This is a genomic window from Mitsuaria sp. 7, assembly GCF_001653795.1.
Taxonomy (GTDB): Bacteria; Pseudomonadota; Gammaproteobacteria; order Burkholderiales; family Burkholderiaceae_C; genus Roseateles.
The window spans coordinates 708,427-728,879 of record NZ_CP011514.1; the positions used below are offsets into that span (position 1 = coordinate 708,427).

Annotated in this window: 16 protein-coding genes; 15 read left to right on the forward strand and 1 reads right to left on the reverse strand. The window is 68.6% G+C overall.

Annotation, left to right across the window (positions count from 1 at the left end; genetic code table 11):
- Positions 1-72: 72 nt before the first annotated feature.
- The 6 genes from ABE85_RS03155 (at position 73) to ABE85_RS27325 (ending at position 6,613) form a co-directional block, all read left to right on the forward strand.
- A complete protein-coding gene (locus tag ABE85_RS03155; RefSeq protein ID WP_409072593.1) occupies positions 73-1,044 on the forward strand; it encodes an isoaspartyl peptidase/L-asparaginase family protein in 972 nt (323 codons plus the stop codon).
- A 51-nt stretch (positions 1,045-1,095) separates the two neighbouring features.
- The gene (locus ABE85_RS03160) at positions 1,096-2,055 is read left to right on the forward strand and encodes a DMT family transporter (protein WP_067269975.1); all 960 of its coding nucleotides are present in this window, start codon (positions 1,096-1,098) and stop codon (positions 2,053-2,055) included.
- Between the two features lie 8 nt (positions 2,056-2,063).
- A complete protein-coding gene (locus tag ABE85_RS03165; RefSeq protein ID WP_157522971.1) occupies positions 2,064-3,167 on the forward strand; it encodes an enoyl-CoA hydratase/isomerase family protein in 1,104 nt (367 codons plus the stop codon).
- Between the two features lie 201 nt (positions 3,168-3,368).
- Entirely contained in the window at positions 3,369-5,441 is a 2,073-nt protein-coding gene (locus ABE85_RS03170) for a TonB-dependent receptor (protein WP_231993216.1), read from the forward strand.
- Between the two features lie 176 nt (positions 5,442-5,617).
- Positions 5,618-6,220, forward strand: a complete 603-nt coding sequence (locus ABE85_RS03175; protein ID WP_067269978.1) for a hypothetical protein — start codon at positions 5,618-5,620, stop codon at positions 6,218-6,220.
- 9 nt (positions 6,221-6,229) lie between these two features.
- Positions 6,230-6,613: a hypothetical protein gene (locus ABE85_RS27325; RefSeq protein WP_157521890.1), complete on the forward strand. Its 384-nt coding sequence runs from the start codon at positions 6,230-6,232 to the stop codon at positions 6,611-6,613.
- Positions 6,614-6,679: 66 nt separating this feature from the next.
- Here the strand turns inward: ABE85_RS27325 and ABE85_RS28235 are convergent, their stop codons facing one another.
- Complete coding sequence (locus ABE85_RS28235; protein ID WP_231993217.1) at positions 6,680-7,348, reverse strand: PEP-CTERM sorting domain-containing protein; 669 nt, start codon at positions 7,346-7,348, stop codon at positions 6,680-6,682.
- A 282-nt stretch (positions 7,349-7,630) separates the two neighbouring features.
- Between ABE85_RS28235 and ABE85_RS03185 the strand changes: the two genes are divergently transcribed.
- From ABE85_RS03185 to ABE85_RS03225, 9 genes are all read left to right on the forward strand, one after another.
- Positions 7,631-9,883, forward strand: coding sequence for a hypothetical protein (locus ABE85_RS03185; protein ID WP_067269982.1), 2,253 nt, complete (start codon positions 7,631-7,633; stop codon positions 9,881-9,883).
- A gap of 84 nt (positions 9,884-9,967) precedes the next feature.
- Complete coding sequence (locus ABE85_RS03190; protein WP_197507187.1) at positions 9,968-10,915, forward strand: peptidylprolyl isomerase; 948 nt, start codon at positions 9,968-9,970, stop codon at positions 10,913-10,915.
- Positions 10,912-11,907: a HupE/UreJ family protein gene (locus ABE85_RS03195; RefSeq protein WP_067269986.1), complete on the forward strand. Its 996-nt coding sequence runs from the start codon at positions 10,912-10,914 to the stop codon at positions 11,905-11,907. Before ABE85_RS03190 ends, ABE85_RS03195 begins: the two co-directional genes overlap by 4 nt.
- An 11-nt stretch (positions 11,908-11,918) precedes the next feature.
- Positions 11,919-12,548 carry a putative 2OG-Fe(II) oxygenase gene (locus ABE85_RS03200; RefSeq protein WP_067269988.1) on the forward strand — a complete coding sequence of 210 codons (630 nt, stop codon included), beginning with the start codon at positions 11,919-11,921 and terminating at the stop codon, positions 12,546-12,548.
- Complete coding sequence (locus ABE85_RS03205) at positions 12,545-15,331, forward strand: fused MFS/spermidine synthase (RefSeq protein ID WP_067269990.1); 2,787 nt, start codon at positions 12,545-12,547, stop codon at positions 15,329-15,331. The genes ABE85_RS03200 and ABE85_RS03205 overlap by 4 nt, the downstream gene beginning before the upstream one ends.
- Positions 15,332-15,499: 168 nt before the next feature.
- Positions 15,500-16,570: a hypothetical protein gene (locus ABE85_RS03210; protein WP_067269992.1), complete on the forward strand. Its 1,071-nt coding sequence runs from the start codon at positions 15,500-15,502 to the stop codon at positions 16,568-16,570.
- Complete coding sequence (locus tag ABE85_RS03215; RefSeq protein ID WP_067269994.1) at positions 16,557-16,952, forward strand: hypothetical protein; 396 nt, start codon at positions 16,557-16,559, stop codon at positions 16,950-16,952. The genes ABE85_RS03210 and ABE85_RS03215 overlap by 14 nt, the downstream gene beginning before the upstream one ends.
- 293 nt (positions 16,953-17,245) lie before the next feature.
- Entirely contained in the window at positions 17,246-19,399 is a 2,154-nt protein-coding gene (locus ABE85_RS03220; protein ID WP_197507189.1) for a TonB-dependent receptor domain-containing protein, read from the forward strand.
- Positions 19,400-20,084: 685 nt separating this feature from the next.
- A complete protein-coding gene (locus ABE85_RS03225) occupies positions 20,085-20,444 on the forward strand; it encodes a hypothetical protein (protein WP_067281747.1) in 360 nt (119 codons plus the stop codon).
- Positions 20,445-20,453: the final 9 nt, after the last annotated feature.

Consider the following 20,453-nt stretch of genomic DNA (forward strand, 5'->3'; position numbering starts at 1 on the left):
CTGTTCGCGACCTCCCTGCCGCGGCCCGTGCTCGCCATCCACGGCGGCGCCGGCACGATCCGCCGCGCCAGCATGAGCGCGGACATGGAGGCGCGCTATCGCGCCGCGCTGGCGGAGATCCTGGCCGATGGGGCGTCGCGCCTCGCACGCGGCGACGCGGCGATGGACGTGGCCGTCGAGGCGGTGCGCCGGCTCGAGGAGTGCGAGCTCTTCAACGCCGGCAAGGGCGCGGTCTACACGGCGGACCAGCGGCACGAGCTCGACGCCAGCGTCATGGACGGCCGCGACCGCGGCGCCGGCGCGGTGGCCGGCGTCACGCGCGTGCGCAATCCGGTGCTCGCGGCGCGGGCCGTGATGGCGCACAGCGGCCACGTGCTGCTGATCGGCACGGCGGCGGACAGCTTCGCGTTCGAGCAGGGCCTGGAGCGCGTGACGCCGGACTGGTTCGGCACGCCGCAGCGGCTCGCGCAACTGGAACAGGCGAGGGCGTCGGCCTCCGGCCAGATGCTGGATCACGACGGACAGCAGTCGGTCGCTGACGCCGGCGGGACTGTCCGCACCGCGGGGACTGCCGGGGCGGCCGGGACCGCGGGGAGTGGCGAGGGCCCCATCGACGAGCAGACCAAGTTCGGCACCGTCGGCGCGGTGGTGCGCGATGCGGCGGGCCACCTGGCCGCGGCGACCTCCACCGGCGGGATGACCAACAAGCGGCCGGGCCGCGTCGGCGATTCGCCGATCCCGGGTGCCGGCTGCTATGCGGACGACCGCAGCGTCGCGGTGTCCTGCACGGGCACCGGCGAGGCCTTCATCCGCGCCGCGGCGGCCCACGAAGTCGGCGCGCTGATGCGCATCGGCGGGCTGCCGCTGGCCGAGGCCTGCGCCCGCGTGGTCTTCGACGAGCTCCCGACGGTGGGCGGCGACGGCGGCCTGATCGCGGTCGACACGCTGGGCAACGTCTGGCTCGGCTTCAACACCGAGGGCATGTACCGCGGCTGGGTCGAGGCCGGCGGCGCGCCCGTGGTCGGCGTCTACCGGGACGAATGAGGACGATGAAGTCAATGAAGACGATGAAGACGGATGAGGCCGACTGACGCCATGAGCCACCGCGCCGCCGTCCTGCTGATGCTGCTGGTCACGCTGCTGTGGAGCACGGCCGGCGCGGTGTCGCGTCACCTGGACTCGGCGCGCGGCTTCGAGGTGACCTTCTGGCGCAGCGCGTTCAACGCGCTGGCGCTGACGGTGCTGCTGCCGCTGCTGCGCGGCCGGGACTACTGGCGGCACGCGCTGCCGCGCCTGCGCCGTTCTCCGCCGGTGCTGGCCTCGGGCCTGTGCTGGGCCGTGATGTACACGGCCTTCATGCTGGCGCTGACGATGACCGGCGTGGCCAACGTGCTGGTGACGATGGCGCTGGGCCCGCTGCTGACGGCGCTGTTCGCGCGGGTATTCCTCCATCAGCGCCTGGCCGCGCGGACCTGGGTGGCGATCTGGGTCGCGAGCGCCGGCATCGCGTGGATGTTCGCCAGCGAGATGAGCGCCGGGCCCTCCGCGTGGCTGGGCATGGGCGTCGCGCTGGCCGTGCCCGTCGCCGCGGCCAGCAACTGGACGCTGCTGCAGGCTGCCGCCGTCGCGGCCCGCGCCCGCACTCAAGCCGACACGGACGCCGACGCCAATGAGGGCGACGGCGGCATCGACCTGCTCCCCGCGGTCTGGCTCGGCGCGCTGCTGTCGGCGCTCGCCACGCTGCCGCTGGCCTGGCCGTTCGCGGCGTCGGGCCGGGACCTGCTGCTGCTCGCGGGCCTGGGCGTGTTCCAGCTGGCGCTGCCGTGCCTGATCGTCGTCCGGCTGACGCGGGTGCTGCCCGCGGCGGAGGTGGCGTTGCTGGGCCTGATGGAAGTGCTGCTGGGCGTGCTGTGGGCCTGGCTGCTGGCGGATGAGGCGCCGTCACCGGCGGCGCTGCTCGGGGGTGTTATGGTGCTGGCCGCATTGATTGGTAACGAGCTGCTGGCCGCGTGGCGCCGCCCGGCAGCTTCTACGAGTGGAGAGATGTCGCTGTGATTCCGTCGCTGCAATCCGAAGGACTGGTCCTGGCCGAGGTCAACGGCTGCCTGGGCCTGATCACCTTGAACCGTCCGCAGGCGCTGAACGCGCTGTCGCTGGCCATGATCCGCGACATGACCACGCTGCTGACCGCGTGGGCGCAGGATCCCGCGATCCAGGCCGTCGCCCTGATGGGCGCCGGGCGTGAGGGCAAACCCGCGGCGTTCTGCGCGGGCGGCGACATCCGCTTCTTCCACCAGGCCGCGCTCGCCGGCGGTGACGCGATGGACGCGCTGGACGCGTTCTTCACCGAGGAATACGCGCTCAACCACCTCATCCACCAGTTCCCCAAGCCCTTCATCGCGCTGATGGACGGCGTGGTGATGGGCGGCGGCATGGGCATCAGCCAAGGCGCGCGGCTGCGCGTGCTGACGGAGCACTCCAGGCTCGCGATGCCCGAGACCAACATCGGCCTGTTCCCGGACGTGGGCGGCGGCTACTTCCTGTCGCGCTGCCCCGGCCGCAGCGGCGAGTGGCTGGCGCTGACGGGCCAGGTCATCGGCGCGGGCGACGCGATCGAGCTCGGCCTGGGCGACGTCTTCGTCCGCAGCAGCGAGCTGCCCGCGATCGTCGAGGGCCTGCGGACCGGCGTGCAGGACAGCGCCGAACACGTGGTCGCGACGGTGATGGAGCGCGTCGACCTCGCGCCGGTCGCCGAGCACTGGAACTCGCGCGCGCTGATCAACCGGCACTTCTCGGCGGCCTCGGTGCCGGCGCTGTTCGCGTCGCTGGAGGCGGATGCCGATCCCTGGGCGCAGCACACGCTGGCGACGCTCCGGCAGCGCTCGCCGCTGATGATGGCGGTCACGCTGGAGCAGATCCGGCGCGCCGGGACGATGAGCCTGGCCGACGACCTGCGCATGGAGCGCGACCTGGTGCACCACTGCTTCCACCTGCGGCCCGGCGCGGCCAGCGAGACGGTCGAGGGCGTGCGCGCGCTGGCCGTCGACAAGGACCATGCGCCGAAGTGGAACCCCGCCCGCATCGAGGACGTGACGCGCGCCGACGTCGAGGCTTTCTTCCAGAGTCCGTGGAAGGCGTCCGGGCATCCGCTGCGCGCGCTCGACTGATCGCGGGTCCATGGATCGCCCGCGCTGTCCCTCACGGGAGTGACGGGCAATACCCGACCCCGCGTTTTCAGAGAATCTTCACAACCGCTCCCTAGAGTCGCCGCACGCCGCACCCCACGTGCGGATTGATTTCGGAGCGACGGACGGATGACGATCAGGCGAGGGCCCGGTGCCGCGAACAGGGCGCGCTTAGGCGCGGTGGTGTTGGCGGTCTGCGGCCCCGCGTGTGCCCAGATATCAGGGATCGTCGCCAAGGCGGAGCCGGTCACCCTCGACCGCGTCGAGCTCAGCGGTCGCCACTACGAGAACGGCATCGGCACGACGGACGCCGCCTCGCAAGGCGCCGTGCGCGCCGAGCTGCTGAAGAGCCGCCCCGCGCTGCGACCCGGCGAGGTCCTCGAGTTCGTGCCGGGGCTGATCGTCACGCAGCACAGCGGGGACGGGAAAGCCAACCAGTACTTCCTGCGCGGTTTCAACCTCGACCACGGCACCGACTTCGCCACGACGGTCATGGGACTGCCGGTCAACATGCCGAGTCACGCGCACGGGCAGGGCTACTCGGACCTCAACTTCCTGATCCCCGAACTGGTCGAGCGCATCGACTACCGCAAGGGCCCGTACTTCGCCGGCAACGGCGACTTCGCGGCGGCGGGGTCGGCGGACATCGGCTACTTCCGTCGGCTCGACGATCCCTTCGTCGCGCTCACGTTGGGGGAGGGCAGGTACCGTCGTGGCCTGGTGGCGGGATCGACGGACGTGGGCGGCGGCATGCAGCTGCTCGGCGCCGTGGAAGCGATGCGCAATGACGGTCCGTGGAAACTGCCCGAGGACCTGAACCGGCGCAATGTCGTGCTGAGCTTGTCTGGCGGCACGGGAGGCACGGGCGGCGCCCGGGGCACGAGCGGCGATCGTTGGCGCATCGGACTGATGGACTACCGCGCGGACTGGACGTCGACGGACCAGATCCCCCAGCGGCTGATCGATGCGGGCACCTTCGAGGGTCGACCGTTCGGTCGCTTCGATGCGATCGATCCGAGCGACGGCGGCGACACGCGTCGCAGCAGCCTCTCCGCGGAATGGCAGCGCGACACGGACGGCACAACCACGCGTTTCGCTGCCTACGCGATGGCCTACAAGCTGGCGCTGTACTCGAACTTCACCTACGCGATGGAGCGCCCCGACGCAGGCGACCAATTCGCGCAGAAGGACGACCGCAAGGTCTACGGCCTGAGCGGCAGTCACGCGTTCGACCACACGCTGGGCGGCCTGCCGGCGCGCTCGGAATTCGGCTTCCAGATGCGCCAGGACCGGGCGCGGGTGGGGCTGTTCAACACGATGGCGCGCGCGGTCGTCGATCCGGAGACCGACACGACGCGCGACGACGACGTGCGCGAGACGCTGGCCGGCGTGTACGGCCAGACGAGCATCGAACTCACGCCCTGGGCGCGTTCGGTGCTCGGCCTGCGCGCGGACCAGGGACGCTTCCGCGTGGACCACCGCGCGGGGGAGGGCAACTCCGGCAACGCGCGCGAGACGCTGGTCTCGCCGAAGTTCTCGCTGGTGCTGGGGCCGTGGGCAAAGACCGAGTTCTTCGTCAACGCCGGCCGCGGCTTCCACAGCAACGATGCGCGCGGCGTGACGAGCGCGATCGATCCAGCGCAAGGTCTGGTGAAGGCCAAGGGTTACGAGCTCGGCCTGCGCAGCGAGATCGTGCCGGGTCTGCAGAGCTCGGTGGCGTTGTGGAAGCTGGACTTCGACTCGGAGCTGGTCTACGTCGGCGACGCTGGCGCGACCGAAGCGAATCGTCCGAGCAGGCGTCGCGGCATCGAGTGGAACAACCGCTACGTGCCGCTGCCCTGGCTGCTGATCGACGCGGACCTCGCGTGGACTCACGCGCGCTTCTCCGACGCCGATCCTGCGGGCAATCGCATTCCGAATGCAGTCGACAAGGTCGCTTCGATGGGCGTGACCGTGCGCGAGTTGGGACCGTGGTCGGCGAGCCTGCAATGGCGCTACCTCGGCAGCGGCGCGCTGATCGAGGACAACAGCGTCCGTTCGCATTCCTCGCTGACGACCAACCTGCGCGTGAGCCGGCGTTTCGGCACGAAGACCGAGCTGACGCTGGACGTCTTCAATCTCTTAGCCCGCAAGGTCAACGACATCGAGTACTTCTACGAATCGCAGCTGCCGGGCGAAGCCGCGCCGGTCGCCGATCGCCACGTGCATCCCGCCGAACCGCGCACCTGGCGCGTCACGCTGCGCCGCAGCTTCTGACGCGGCGCTGAATCAATGACCTCTTCTGCGTAGACGCAGGGGGACTGACCTACTTCAATCAACGCCCCCCATCGGAACGCCCTTTGGAGGGAATCGACAAACGCCTCTTCGATCCGACACTGCATGCATTCGAGCCGTGAGCTCAGTGGTTGTTGAAGTGGAAATGGAGAGATGCAATGGCGTTTGCAGAAGTGGAATTTGATTTGGAGATGGAGCCGGAGGCCGATTGGCTGGATGAGCGGGTGACCGAGCCAGAGACGGCATCGGCGCATTCCTTGTCGCCTGGCAACCCGTCGACCGCGGCGGAGCTTGAGTCGCTGGAAGACCGGCCCGGGCTGGCTCGGCTGATTCGCATGTTGCGCGCGCCCGAAGAGTTCTTTGGAACTCCGTCCGAGCGCAAGGCCAGGGACCGGGGAGAAGTGGTCGACTGGGCATCGGCGCCGCACGAGATTGGCGACTTCCTCGACTATTGGGGAACTCGCTGCAGCGATGTCTTGTTCCACCTGCACTTGGGGGCTGAAGTGCTCCTCAAGAACGGTGTCCGAATCTGCGCCGGAGAGATGGCGATTCTCTTTCTCTATGAGGAGGACACCATGGACATCTTCATCGAGTTGAGCGTCGATGCCAACTGGAAGCAGGCCAGTGACTTGACGCGTGAACTCGACAGGGTGGCCACGCAGCTTGGGGTGCCGTACCACGGCTTCTGCTTCAAGTTTGTTCAAGGAGCCGGGGACGAAGAAACGGATGAACGTTTCGATTGGGATCACGATCTGGACTGAGGAGCCCACATGTCAATCAAACCCGAAGACCTTCTGAAAATCGCGAACGAGCAATCCCGCCAGGATGGCGAGCCGTGGCGCCGTTCTGCCATCTCCCGCGCGTACTACGCGTCTTTCCATCGATGCCTGGCGTGGGAGCGTGGGTTGGCCCGGCGTGGCAAGGCCCCGAAGCAAGGCGGTATTCACCAGCGACTGATCGACAGGCTCGGTGCTCCAAGTGGGGTGTGTACGCTGAAGCAGAAGAGTCAATCGATCGATCTGCACCGGCTCCTGATCCGGCAGAAGGACCAGCGCGTGATTGCTGACTATCGTCTGCGCCGCTCGGTGAGCGAGACCGATCTCAAGGAACAACTCCGCGACGCGCGGCTGCTCTTCAAGACCTGCGGGAGCTGATGACGATCAATGCGCCTCCCGGCGCATTGATCGTCGTCGCGGGGCCGGGGAGGTCCCGGCGGGGATTTACTTCGGCTGCTTGCGCCGCGCCACGAATCCGACGGCCGCGAGGCCGGCGAGCATCAACGCGTAGGTACCCGGCTCCGGCACCGCCGTGATGGCGATGTTGTCGATCGCGCCATTCAGACCGCCGCTGAACACCAGCGAGCGTCCTACGCCGGCGAAGCTCACCGACGCCAGGTCGAAGTGGCAGTACGACGAATCCGTGCAGCCCAGTTGCGCGTTGTTGGCCAGCGAGAACGAACCCAGGATGGATCCCGTGCCGTTCAGGCCGCTGTAGATCGTGACCGCGCTGGCCAGCGCGCTGGCCGACGAGTAGTACAGCGACACCTCGCCGGTGAAGCCCTTGGCGACGTTCATCAGGCCGGTCTCGCCCATGTTGTTGAACATCACGCCGCCCATGGTCGGGGCGTTGCTGAAGTAGTTGCCGCTCGGGCTGTCGGCCAGGCCGTCGTTGGCCAGGCCCAGGATGGAGCCGCTGAAGGACACGCCCAGGTTGACGCCGCTCAGGCCGGCGCCGTCGGTGCCGCCGTTGTAGTAATCGGCGACCGAGGCGAAGCTCGTCGGGCCGTCGAAGTCGATCCAGGCGTTGGCGGCCTGCGCCGGCGCCGCGGACAGGGCGAGGGCCGACAGCGCGGCCAGGGACATCAGGACGGGGGAAGCAGCACGCTTCATGGGAGTTCTCCGGGTGGGGGTCAGGGGTTGCCTCCCGCATGCGGACCTGGACGACCGGTCGGATCGGGCACGCACGTTGGGACGCTTCGGCCGCGAGTCTCGAATCCGTCCAAGGCAGTCGCGTGACGGAAGTCTCGTTCCACGGGTTTCCCGCGTCCCTGGTTTCAGGGGACGCGTTTCCGGCAGCTGCCACGGCGCTGTCACGGCTCGGTCAAGCCGGCTTTCTACGCTCCGCGTGACTTTTTCCTCATCCGGTCCTCGCCGACTCCTGGAGCAACCACCATGCGCTTCCCCTTCGCCCGACGCGACGTCGCCCTCGCCGCGCTCGCCGCCCTCGGCTCCCTCTCGCTGAGCACCGTCTCCGCGCCAGCCGCCGCCGCGGGCAAGACCCCCGGCCGCTACGTCAGCGGCGACTTCCACAACCACACCACCTGCTCGGACGGCTCGATCTCGATGCAGAAGCTGGTCAAGAAGGTCACCGACAAGCAGGACACCCCCTGGGGCCTGGACTGGTTCGTCCAGGCCGGCCATGGCGGCAACGGCAACCGCAACTGCACGCTGGTGGAGGACGCCTCGCTGTCCACCCCGTCCTACCCGTTCGTGCAGGGCCAGGGTCCGACGACGACCTGGACCGCCAGCATCGGCGCGGCCGCGATCAAGGGCGACGGCGGCGGCGTCGGCGGCAACGGCAACATGTGGCGCTGGCAGTCGCTGCAGGAATTCCAGTACCCGCTGCTGGAGTACCTGTCGGTCGCCAAGAACGTCCCGCTGTTCATCGGCATGGAATCGGTCGTCGCCGGCCATGAGCACTCGTCGATGTCCATCGTGACCGGCCAGATGCCCGTCGGCATCGACACCGTCACGCTGCCCGCCAGCGGCAGCTTCTCCGCGCTGGGCAACGCCGACGCGCTGGCCCAGTGGTCCTACTGCTTCGACCGCGGCGACACCGACCGCAGCCGCGGCAACGTCACCGGCAGCACCGTGGGCAACAACTGGAACTGCGCCGTCGCGGGCAGCAACAGCCAGGCCGATGTGAGCTGGAACGCCCAGGCCCAGAAGCTGATGCCCGCCAGCGGCGCCGGCGTCGGCACGCGCGGCCACCTGAAGACGGTCGAGGCGCTGAAGTGGATGGCGCAGAACCATGCCACCGCCAGCTACTACGTGCCGGCCCACCTGGAGCGCGCCGGCCCGTTCTACGCCGACGGCAACCAGGGCTTCAACGTCGAGCACCTGCGCAACTTCAACAACGCGGCCCCGGGCATCGCCTTCGGCTTCGAATCGCAGCCGGGTCACGGCGCCTCGGCCAACCGCGGCGAGTACCAGGTCAACCGCAACACCTTCGGCACCGAGAAGGTCGACTCGGTCGGCGGCACGACCTTCGGCGGCACCGGCGTGTATGCGGGCGTGGTCGGCGGCGTGTGGGACGCGCTGCTGGGCGAAGGTCGCAACTTCTGGTTCTTCGCCAGCTCCGACTGGCACAACCGCGGCAGCTTCGGTCCTGACGACCGCCGCTCGACGCAGGACTTCTACCCCGGCGAATACCAGCGCACCTACGCGATGGTCCGCAACGGCACCGACAAGCTGCGTCCGCAGTCCATCGTGAACGGTCTGCGCTCGGGCAACGCGTGGTCGACGACCGGTCAGCTGATCGACCGCCTGGCCGTGGTCGTCTGCGCGTCGTACGCCGGCCCGGGCGCGCGCAGCAGCGCCTCGGTCGAGCAGCTCGCGCTGAACGCCGCCTCCGGCAACACCGACACCGACGTGACCGGCTGCGCCACGATGGGCGAGAAGCTGGTGGTGCGTCCGGGCGCCGAGCTCGTCGTCGCCGTCGCGGTGCGCGACCCGGCGGGCACGAACTACTCGCCCTACAGCTTCCCGAATCCGTCGCTCAAGCAGGTGGGCATCGAGCAGCCGATCAACCAGCCGGTGCTGGACCACATCGACCTGATCCGCGGCCTGGTCAGCGGCTACCGCGCGCCGGGCTCGGCCGACTACGCCGGCGAATGGCCGCGCAACACCAACTGGCTGCGCACCGACGGCACGACCACGGGTCTGGCCAGCGTCCCGGCCGCGGCGAAGAACACGACGGCCGCGGTGATCCGCACCTTCAACGGTGCCGGCTCGTCGCCGTGGGTGAAGGTGAACTCCGGCGCGGACAGCACGCAGTTCCTGAAGATGAGCTACCGCATCCCGGCGGTGACCGCATCGCAGTACGTGCGCCTGCGCGGCACCAACCTGCCGGCGTCGGTGCCGTTCGAGACCGACGGCAGCGGCAACCCGCTGGCCGACCTGTACACCAACGCCAACGACTCGACCAAGCTGCGCATCGCCTGCACGACGGTGGGCACCAATGTCCCGGCCAACGGCGGGACCTACACCGGCACGACGATCGACGGCTGCCCCAATCACCTGCCGACCGTCGGCGGCGTGAAGTACGTGGCCTACGACGTGGCGGCCTGGTCGGACCTCTGGTTCTACAGCAACCCCGTCTACATCGAAGTCAGCGGTTCGACCCAGGTGGCCGGCGTGAAGTAAACGCCGGGCCCTGAAGCCCTCTGCGCCGCGCGTTTCGACGCGCGGCGCATTTCCATTTTCAGAAGTGATCCGATTGCCATGTCGATGACGATGCCCCCTGCGACCGAAGCACGTGCCGTTTCCTCCTCCTCTTCTTCGCACAAGGGTCGATGGCCGGCGTGGACGCGCGAACCGCTGCTGCATTTCCTGCTGCTCGGCGGCGTGCTGTTCGGCGTGGACCATGTGATGGTGAGCCGCGCGGACGATCCGATGCGCATCGTCGTCGGCCCCGAGGTCGACGCCGAAGCGACGCAGGTCTTCACCGCCTCGCGCGGCCGTGCGCCCGATGCCAAGGAACTCGCCGCGCTGCGCCAGGTCTGGCTCGACAACGAGGTGCTGTATCGCGAAGGCCTCGCGTTGCAGCTGGACAAGGGCGATACGGCGATCCGTGAACGCGTGATCTTCAAGTCGCTCAGCATGATCGACGCCGGCGTGAAGCTGCCGCCGGCCGACGACGCGCACCTGCGGGGCTGGTTCGAATCGCACCGCGAGAAGTACGACGATCCCGCGCGTTTCGACTTCGAGGAAGCGGTGCTGTCCGGCGAGGCCGACGAAGCGACGCTGCGCGCCTTCGTCACGAAGCTCAACGGCGGCGTGAACGGGGGCGCCTCCGCCGACACCGGGGCGGGTCTGCGCGTCTTCAAGGGCCGGCCGCATGCCAACCTCGTGCAGAGCTACGGCGCGGACTTCGCGAAGGCGATCGAGTCATCGACCGTCGGCGAATGGCGGGTGTTTCGGACGGTGGAGGGCGGCAACCCTGCGTGGCGCGCGATGCGGCTGGTCGCGACGGCACCGGCGCGGCCCGGCGACTTCAACCGCCTGCGCGGCGTCGTTCTGCAGGACTGGACCGACGCGACGCTGTCCGAGCAGCGCAGCGCCGCGGTGCTCGCGCTGAGCCGCAAGTACACGATCCGCCGGGAGAGCGCTGCGACGACCACGTCGAACGCGTCGACCACCGCGCCGGCCGTCGCCGTCGGAGGCGAATCGAAATGAGCCGTTGGATGCGAGGACTCTTCAGCCTGCTGACGGGCGCAGCCGCGCTGGTGAGCGGCAGCGCGCAGGCGCACGAGATGAGCATGGCCGAGATGCAGGTGCGCGAGACCGCGCCAGGTGAATTCATCTGGCAGTGGACGGCGAGCGAGAAACGCGCCGCCGACGAGGTGCTGGCGCCCGCATGGCCCGAAGGTTGCACGGCGGAAGGCCTGAACCTGCACTGCGGCAGGACCGGCCTGACGGGCACGCTGACGATGGACGGCGTCGGCCGCCAATACTCGGCGGCGCTGGTGAAGGTGTTCTGGATCGACGGCCAGACCAGCGTCTACACGCTGACGGCGGGACAGCCGTCGGTGCAGCTGTTCGGCTCGGCGCAGGACAGGCGCGGCATGGGCGAGATCGCCCGCGCGTACACGCTGCTGGGCGTCGAGCACATCCTGGCGGGGATCGACCATCTGATGTTCGTGATCGGGCTGCTGTTCCTGGTGGGCTTCCGGCGCCAGCTGCTGTGGACGATCACCGCGTTCACGGCGGCGCACAGCCTGACCCTGGGCATGAGCGCGCTGGGCTGGCTGCAACTGCGGCCGCCGCCGGTGGAGGCCACGATCGCGCTGTCCATCGTGCTCGTCGCGTGCGAGGCGCTGAAACCCGCACGACGTCGCGACGGCAGTGCAGGGAGCGCAGGCGGCGACACGCTGGCGCGCCGCTGGCCGGCGCTCGTGGCATTCCTGTTCGGACTGGTGCACGGGCTGGGCTTCGCCGGCGCGCTGCGTGAGATCGGTCTGCCGGAGAACCACCTGCTGGTCGCGCTGCTGACCTTCAACGTCGGTGTCGAGATCGGCCAGCTGATGACCGTCGGCGCGTGCTGGGCGCTGTGGCGCGTGTCTCACCGCTGGTCGTGGACCGCGCGGCTGCGCACGGCGCTGCTGTACCTGATCGGCTCGGCGGCGGCCTACTGGTCGTGGCTGCGCATCGCGGCGATCGTCGGGTGAGGGGCGCGTCGATGAGTTCCTCTGAAACCTTCAGCCTGTTCCCCACGCCCGTGATGCGTGTCGCGGGCGCCTTGCCGCCGGCGCTGGTGGCGGCGCTCGTGGCCCACTTCAGCGCGGAGGCGGTGCGCGACAACAACAGCTCGAAGAAGCTGGTGCACACGCGGATGCTGCAGCCGGGCGACAACCCCTTGCTGGTCGACGTCGCGGCGCTGCTGGCCGGGCCGATGTCGGAGTTCGGCGCGCTGCTCTTCGGCGAGCGCATGGCCTGGGGCGTCAAGGAACTCTGGGTCAACGTGATGGCGCACGGCGGCCATCAGGCGATGCACAACCACGCCAACAGCTTCGCCTCGGGCATCGTCTACTTGACGGGGACGGACGACTCGTCGCGCACCGTGTTCATGAAGTCGCCGGGCGGCACGGACTTCAGCTTCAAGAACGACCACCCCGGCATGGTCGCGGGGCCTTTCAACGCGGAGAAGTGGATCAGTCCCTCGCCGTCGCCCGGCGACCTGGTGCTGTTCCCGAGCTACCTGATGCACGCCGTGCCGCCGAACGACGGGCAGACGCGCATCAGCCTCGCGTTCAACGCGATCCCGGCGCGGCTGAACTCGTGGGGATACACGGTCGGGTTCAGCGGATGACGACACGCGCGCGCAGCGTCGCGCTGGCGCTGATGGGCCTGTCGGGCTTCGCGGGGCTCGGCTACCAGATGGTCTGGACGCAGCAATGCGCGCTGTGGCTCGGATTCGAGGCCGCGGCCGTGCTGGCCGTGATCACGGCGTTCTTCGGCGGGCTCGCGCTGGGCGCGATCGCCTTCGGCGGTCGGATCGAGCGATCGAGCTCTCCCTTGCATTGGTACATTGCCTGCGAGGCCGTGATCGGCTTTTGGGGACTGGCGCTGATCGTGCTGATGCAAACGGTCGGCGATGCGGTCGAGCACTGGATCGGCGCGGAGCCGACGGCGTGGTGGCAATGGACGGTGACCTTCGCCGCGAGCTTCCTGCTGCTGCTGCCGGCGACCGCCGCGATGGGCGCCACGCTGCCGGCGATCGAACGGATCCTAGGTGCCGAAACGGATCTCCAAACGGATCCCCAAACGGATTCCAAAAGGGATTCCGAAACGAGCGCGGCGCGTCAGGGGAAACGTTCCATCGCCGGGCTCTACGCCGCCAACACGCTCGGCGCCGTCCTCGGCGTGCTGCTCGCGACGTTCTGGCTGGTGCCCTCGCTCGGACTCGCCGCGACCGCCGGCGTCTGCGTGGCGATGAACGCCCTTTGCGCGATCGGCGCGTGGAAGTGGCTTCACTCCGCGCGGTCGAGCGCGGCCCTGCACGATGCATGGAGGCTCCCGTCCGGGACCTCCACGCACCGTTCCGGTCCCGCCAGCGCTCGCTGGACGCGGGCCTTGGCCTTGACCTTGCTCGCTGTCAGCGGCCTGCTGGGCATCGGGTACGAGGTCGTCGTCGTGCGCGTGCTCAGCCAGCTCAACGAGGACACGGTCTATACCTTCGCTCTGCTGCTGGCGGTGTACCTCGTCGGCACGTCCATCGGCGCGGCAGGCTACCAACGTTGGTTGCGACGATGGGATGAGTTTCGCCTCGCATCCTTGCTGCCCGCGGTCCTCGGCGCCGCCTGCCTGCTCGGCCTCGCTGCGTTGTGGACGGCGCCTGCACTGAAGGCCGGCGCCATCGATGCCCTCGGCCCAGGCTTCGCCCCGGCGCTTGGCGCCGAGGCGCTGCTCGCGGTGACCGCCTTCGGCCTGCCGACGCTGGCGATGGGCGCGTGGTTCAGTCATCTGAGCGCTCAGGCGATGGGGCAGGGCGTGGCCTTCGGCCGCGCGCTCGCGGTGAACACGCTCGGTGCGGCGATGGCCGCGCCGCTGTTCGGTGTCGTCATCGCGCCGTGGTGCGGTCCGAAAGTCGCCTTGCTGCTGATCGCCGGCGGGTACCTGGTGGCAGCCATGGTCGGATCGACACGAGGGCTGTCATCGACAACCGCGCCGAGGACGACGATGACGACGAGGCCGACGGGAGCCATGGCCACAATCCCGTTCGCGCGTCAGGGCGCGATGTGGACCGGGATCGGAGTCGGCCTGGGCGGTCTCGTCTTGATGGCGGTCTTCGGTGCGCCGCTCGCGTTCGTCGACCTGCCCGCCGACGCCCGCCTCGTCAGCTACGCCGAGGGCAGCATGGCCGCGGTCAGCGTCGTCGAGGATGGTGCGGGCGTCTCGCGCCTGCGCATCAACAACCGCCAGCAGGAGGGCAGCAGCGCGAGCCTGTTCGTCGATGGGCGTCAGGCCTTGCTGCCGGTGCTGATGCACCCGGCGCCGCGTCGCGCGTTGTTCCTGGGACTGGGCACCGGCGCGACCTCCGGCGTCGCGGCGCAGGATCCGACGCTGCAGGTCGATGCTGTCGAGCTGCTGCCCGAGGTGATCGAGGCGTCGCCGCATTTCACGCGAGCGCTGGGGTTGGACGCTGCGATGCCGCGCCTCGTCGCGGGGGACGCGCGGCGCTTCGTGCGCGCGTCGGAGGGGCGCTACGACGTGATCGTCTCGGACAACTTCCATCCCGCCCGCAGCGGTTCAGGCGCGCTCTACACGCGCGAGCATTTCACTGCCGTGCGCGAGCGTCTGGCATCGGGCGGTCTGTTCTGCCAATGGCTGCCGCTGCACCAGCTCGACCTGGACAGCCTGCGCAGCGTCACGCGCGCCTTCCTGGCCGTGTACCCCGATGCGATCGCGGTGCTGGCAGCCAACAGCCTGGAGACGCCGGTGATCGGGCTCGTGGGCCGTCGTGATGCAAATACGTCGAATGCGTCCGCGTCATCGGCATCGACGTTGGCGCCCTGGCGCGCGCGATTCGAAGGGGCGCCCGCGCGGCGCGATGGTCGGACCCTGGCTGACTTCGGACTCGACGACGAATTCGCGCTGCTCGGCGGCGTCGTCGCAGGACCCCGATCGCTCGCTGCCTTCGCGGGCCAGGTGCCGATGAATACGGACGATCGTCCGATCGTCGCGTACCTTGCACCGCGCCTGGTGTACGCGCCGACATCGACGCCGAAGGCGCGGCTCTTCGAGTTCCTGCATGAGGTGAGCGCGTCGCCGTCGGACATCGGCGTGCAGTCTCCGGACGAAGCGCGTCGCCTCGCCGCGTACTGGCAGGCGCGCGATCGATTCCTCGAGGCCGGGCGTTCAGCGCATCCTGTCGGCGATCCTGCGGCGATGCTCGCGCAGGTGGGCGGGCTGCTGCTCGACGCGGTGCGCCTGAGTCCGGATTTCCGACCCGCCTACGACCCGTTGCTGCGGATGGCCGTCGCACTGGCGCCGCACGATGCGGCGACGGCCAAGCGCGTTCTTACCGCGCTGCGAGACGTGCAACCCGCGCGCCCCGAGGCGGCACAAGCACTGCGAGCCGTGGGGCAGTGACCCTCGCAGTGATCCTCGCAATGGCCCTCATGAGTATGTGCAGGGGGACTCACCTACTCGAAGTGATTTCCCCCATCGATTCGCCCTTCGAGGGGAATCGACAAACGCGCTTCTGATTCGACACTGCATGCCTTCCCGGGTCGAGGACTCGGATGCAGGAGTGGCTTGATGACGATGAATGTGCAGTGGGAACGGGCGAGCAATCTGGTGATGCGCCTGCCTCCGGTGGGGCCGCGGCCCGTGGCGGAGTTCGATGAGGTCGTGGCGCTGTTGGCGGAGCCGACTGCGTTGTTCGGCCCGACGTCAGACATGTGCGACGGCACCTGCGCCGGTCGATCGGCGAGCAGGAACTGGTCTCGGATTGCGGAGGATCTCCGCGTGTTGCTGAATCGATACCACCTCCGTCATTCGCATGCGATCCAGATGTTGCAGGTGGCGGCGCAGGTGCTTGCCGAGCATTCTTTGAAGCTCTGCAATTGTCCTCCGCGAGTGACGATGTCGCCACTTGGACTCGCTGCGCCGTCGATGCGTTATGAGTTGCAGATCGATGCGCCCGAACCTGTCGCGCGCGACGTCACGGAGGCGTATCTGGCGCGCTTGACCGCGATGGATCTCCAGATCGAAGGGGTGCGGATCTCGTTCAACGGAAACGGGGAGGGCGGTCAGCGAGACATGGCCGTGCTGGAACGTGCGAATCGGGTGGTGGCGAGTCTTCCGCCATTGGCGCCGAGGCCTCAAGTCAACTGTGCCGATCTGGCCGCGGTCCTTCTGGAGCCCCGCTCATTGTTCGGAGAGCCAAACGCGTCCAAGCGTATCGCCACCGACGAAGGGGCCTTGCTCGACGCAGAAACGCTGGCCGAAGTGCTGAATCAGATCACGTGCGCCCACAACCTGGCGTGCTCGACGATCATGGAGGTCCTGCAGATGGCGGCCGCCTTGGCGCAAGAGCGGTCGATGCGCATCTGCGACGGCCAGAGTTTCAAGATCCAGATCTCGGATGTCGAGGATGAGGAACTCAGGCTGCGGTACATCCTGCGCCTCGACGCGACCAGTGACGTCGCCTATGAACTAGATGATGAATTGCTCTGGCAGCTGTGCGAGCTCGACACTAGCCACAGCGGCTTCGACTTTTCCTTTTCTGGTGAGTGGACGCGGAAGGATCGCCAATGTTCGCGCGATGTCCCGGACCACCAGGAGCCGATCGAGGAGGGCGCACGAGATGCCAGTGTCCTGCCGTGATCTCTTGAGGCAGGCCAAGGAGCAGGAGGCGTCTCCCGAGGCTCATCACCGCCTGCTTGCCGGCCGCGCCTACTACGCCTGCTATCACCGGTGCCAAGACTGGGAGAAGACATTGCCGCACTTGGGCAGCGTCCGGCCGGAAACGAAGGGGGTGCATCAGGAGCTCATCGACCGTCTGCGGCGACCTCACAAGAGTTGTTCCCCGGACCAGGTGAAGCGGTCGAAATGGTTGGGAGCACGGCTCATCGAATTGCGCAACTTGCGCGCACGCGCGGATTACCAGCTAGAGGATGAACTCACAGAGGACGAAGCGGAATTGCAGGTGGAAATGGCGGAAGCGGTCTTCAATCGATGCGACTGGGACCGCAGTCAGCCGCGCTGAGTGCGGAGGACCTTGCAGTTGCGTGGCGCGTCGGCAAGGCCTGACCCCAACCACTGTTCGCACAAGCCCCTTTCCCCTTCACGGCTCGTTCACAAGACGGAAGTTCTGCTGCTACACTTTGTTGAGAATAATTCTCATCCGTTCTGTAAGTGTTTGAAGTTAAAAAGCAAAAGCAGTCCTTCCGTCAAGTTCGCAGACATCAACGGTTCCGCCTTCTTCCCCTCCTGAGCACCCTGATCGCGCCCGCCGCCTGGGCGGACGAAGCGCCTGCAACGCGTTCCGCGAGCGCGGTGGTGGCCCCGGCGCCTGCTGCATCCGCCGCGTCGGCGCCCACGGTCACGCTGTCCCAGGTCACCGTCTACGGTGTCCGCAGCGTCGCTCCGGGCAAGACCACGATCACCCCGAACGAGATCGAGCGCCAGCAGGCGCTGACCGTTCAGCAGTTGCTCGACAACCTCCCGGGCGTCGATCTCAACGGCAGCTTCCGCCCCGGCGGCCAGAGCCTGAACATGTGGGGCTTCGGCGATGTCGAGGACATCCGCGTGCAGCTCGATGGCGCCAACAAGGGCTTCGAGAAGTACCGGCAGGGATCGATCTTCATCGAGCCCGAGCTGATCAAGCGCATCACCGTCGACAAGGGCGCGCACTCGGTGCGTTACGGCAACGGCGGCTTCGGCGGCACGGTGCTGGTCGAGAGCAAGGATGCCGAGGACCTGCTGCGCCCCGGCGAGCGCCTCGGCGGCCTGGCCAAGCTCGGCTGGGCCAGCAACGACGACCAGCGCATCGTGTCGGGCAGCGTCTTCGCGCGCGCCGAGCCCGGCACCGCGCTGCCCTGGCAGTTCCTCGTCGCCGTCACCGGCCGCGACTCCGGCAACCAGGAGCGCGCCGACCACACCGTCTACGAGTTCTCCGAGACCCACAGCCGCTCCGCGCTCGCGAAGCTGACGCTGCAGCTCGGCGAGAGCCGGTTGACGCTGTCCGACATCGAAGGCCGCAGCAAGGCCTGGGCGCCGTTCGCCGCCAAGCGCGACGAAGTGCCCGCGCCGACCCCGGCCGAGATCGCGAAGTACGGCGAGCGCGAGGCCTGGCTGCGCAAGGTGCTGTGGCGCGACCAGACGGACCGCACGCAGTCGCTGGTGTGGCGCTACGCGCCCGCGGCGCAGCCGCTGCTGGACCTGCAGGTGCGGCTGACCCAGTCCTCCAGCCGCCAGGATGACCAGCGCCCCGACAGCATCACCAGCGACTTCGCGGCCAGCCTGGGCAAGGAGAGCCACGCGACCTACCGCGACCGGCAGGTCGACGTGACCAACACCGCGCGCTTCGACCTCGCCGGCATGAGCCACGCGCTCGCCACCGGCCTGCAGGCCCAGCGCCACGACCGCGACACGCTGATGTTCCTGCACACCCGCACCAAGGACGCCAGCTACAACTACGGCTGGCTGCAGCCGTACTACATGCCGTCCGGCGAGCAGCGCACCGTGTCCGGCTGGGTCGAGGACGAGGTGCGCGTGGGCGCCTGGACGCTCACGCCGGGCCTGCGTTACGACCAGGTCCGCACAGCGGGTCAACCGAACTTCGCGCCGCGCTACAACGACCCGGCCGCCGGCCATGACTACAGCGCCGTCCATCACAGCGGCTGGTCGCAGCACCTGTCGGCGAAGTGGCAGGCCACGGCCGCCACCGCGCTCTTCGCGGACGCCGGCAAGACCTGGCGCGCGCCGGTCATCGACGAGCTCTTCGAGGTCCAGTCCGCCGCGAGCAGCGCCCCGGCGACCAGCCGCGGTCTGCGCAAGGAACGCGTCACCGCCTTGCGCGGCGGCCTGAAGCACGAACGCACGGACTGGCTCAGCAGCGGCGACGCGTTCGCCGCGACACTGACCGTCTTCCGCAACCTCGTGCACGACAACATCCACAAGCGCTTCGGCATCTTCGTGGAGCCCGGCACCGAGCGGCCGCCCAACCTGCCGTTCTACCGGAACCTGCCCGGCTACCGCAGCGAGGGCGCGGAGGCGGAGACGCACTACGAGCAGCGGCGCGGTTTCGCCAGCCTGTCGCTGGCCTGGATGCGGGGCGAGCATCGCGGTTCCATCCGCGATCCGTGGGCGGTGAAGAACCAGCCGCTGATCGACATCGGCGCGCCCAAGGCGGTCGTCGTGATCGGCGGGAAGTGGCCGTCGCTGGGCCTGGCCGCAGGCTGGCAGGGCAAGTTCGTCGCGGCGCAGAACAAGGTGCCGGACGACGAGGTCGTGCCGTATGCGCTGCCGCCGGCGAAGGGCTACGGGTTGCACGGGCTTTTCGCGCAATGGCAGGGGCGCGGCGCGTGGGCGGACACGAAGGTGCAGCTCGCGGTCGACAACCTCTTCAACCGCAGCGTGCAACCCTACCTCGCAGAACAGGTCTACGCGCCGGGCCGCAACATCAAGCTCACGTTCAGCCAACGTCTGTGAAGGCGAAGGCGAGGGCGGGGCGCTGAGCGCCCGGATGCACCGCGCGCGACCGGGCCGGTCGTGACCTTCGGCACGCGCAAGGCCCGCAGCAAGCCCTGACCCCTCAAGCGTGGGGGCGCGTTCTGCAAGCGCTTTCTTCACACTCCGCGCCGAGCGGCCGAAGAGTCGTCTTCTCCACTCTCGGGACTTATTCATGAGCAGATCCGGCGTGCGCGTCGTCGACATGACGGCGCGCCTGGGCGGCCTGGCCATCGGCCAGACCGGCGCGACCTTGTCCTCCACGGAAAGCCGTCAGGCGATCGCGCTGAGCACGACGCCCGGCATGCCCACCATCGACTGGGTGCGTCCGCCGTATCCCAACGACGACCTGGGCGCCGTCGACGGCCCCGCGGGGCTGCTGGTGATCGTCGGTCCGGGCTCGGTCCACGGCGCGCTGGACCTGCTGCGCCGCGCGTGGGCCGCCGAGGTGCCCGCCGTGCGCCTGCTGCTGATGCCCAGCGCCATCGTCGAGGAGATGACCCTCGTGCCGATGGTCACGGCGGACACGCCGACCACCGTGCTCTACCGGCTGCCCGACAGCAGCCCCGAGACGCTGTGGTTCGTCCTCATCGAGGAATTCAACAAGCTGACGAGCCGCTTCGGGCTCACCTCCCTGCAACCCACCCCCTCCCTGAACAAAGACACCATGAGCAATCTGAAGCAGTCGATCGACGCCGCCATGACCATCGACGGCGCGCTGGCCGCCGCGCTGGTCGATTTCCGCAGCGGCATGTGCCTGGCCCAGGCCGGCACCGCCGTGAACCTGGACCTGGCCGCCGCCGGCAACACGCAGGTGGTGCGCGCCAAGCTGCAGACCATGGAGTCGCTGGGCCTGCGCAAGGGCATCGAGGACATCCTGATCACGCTGACGGACCAGTACCACCTGATCCGCCTGGTACCCAACAACGCCGGCCTGTTCCTGTACCTGGTACTGGACAAGAACAAGGGCAACCTGGCCCTGGCCCGCTACAAGCTGACCGAGATCGAGCGCGCGCTGCAGGTCTGACCCCCACGT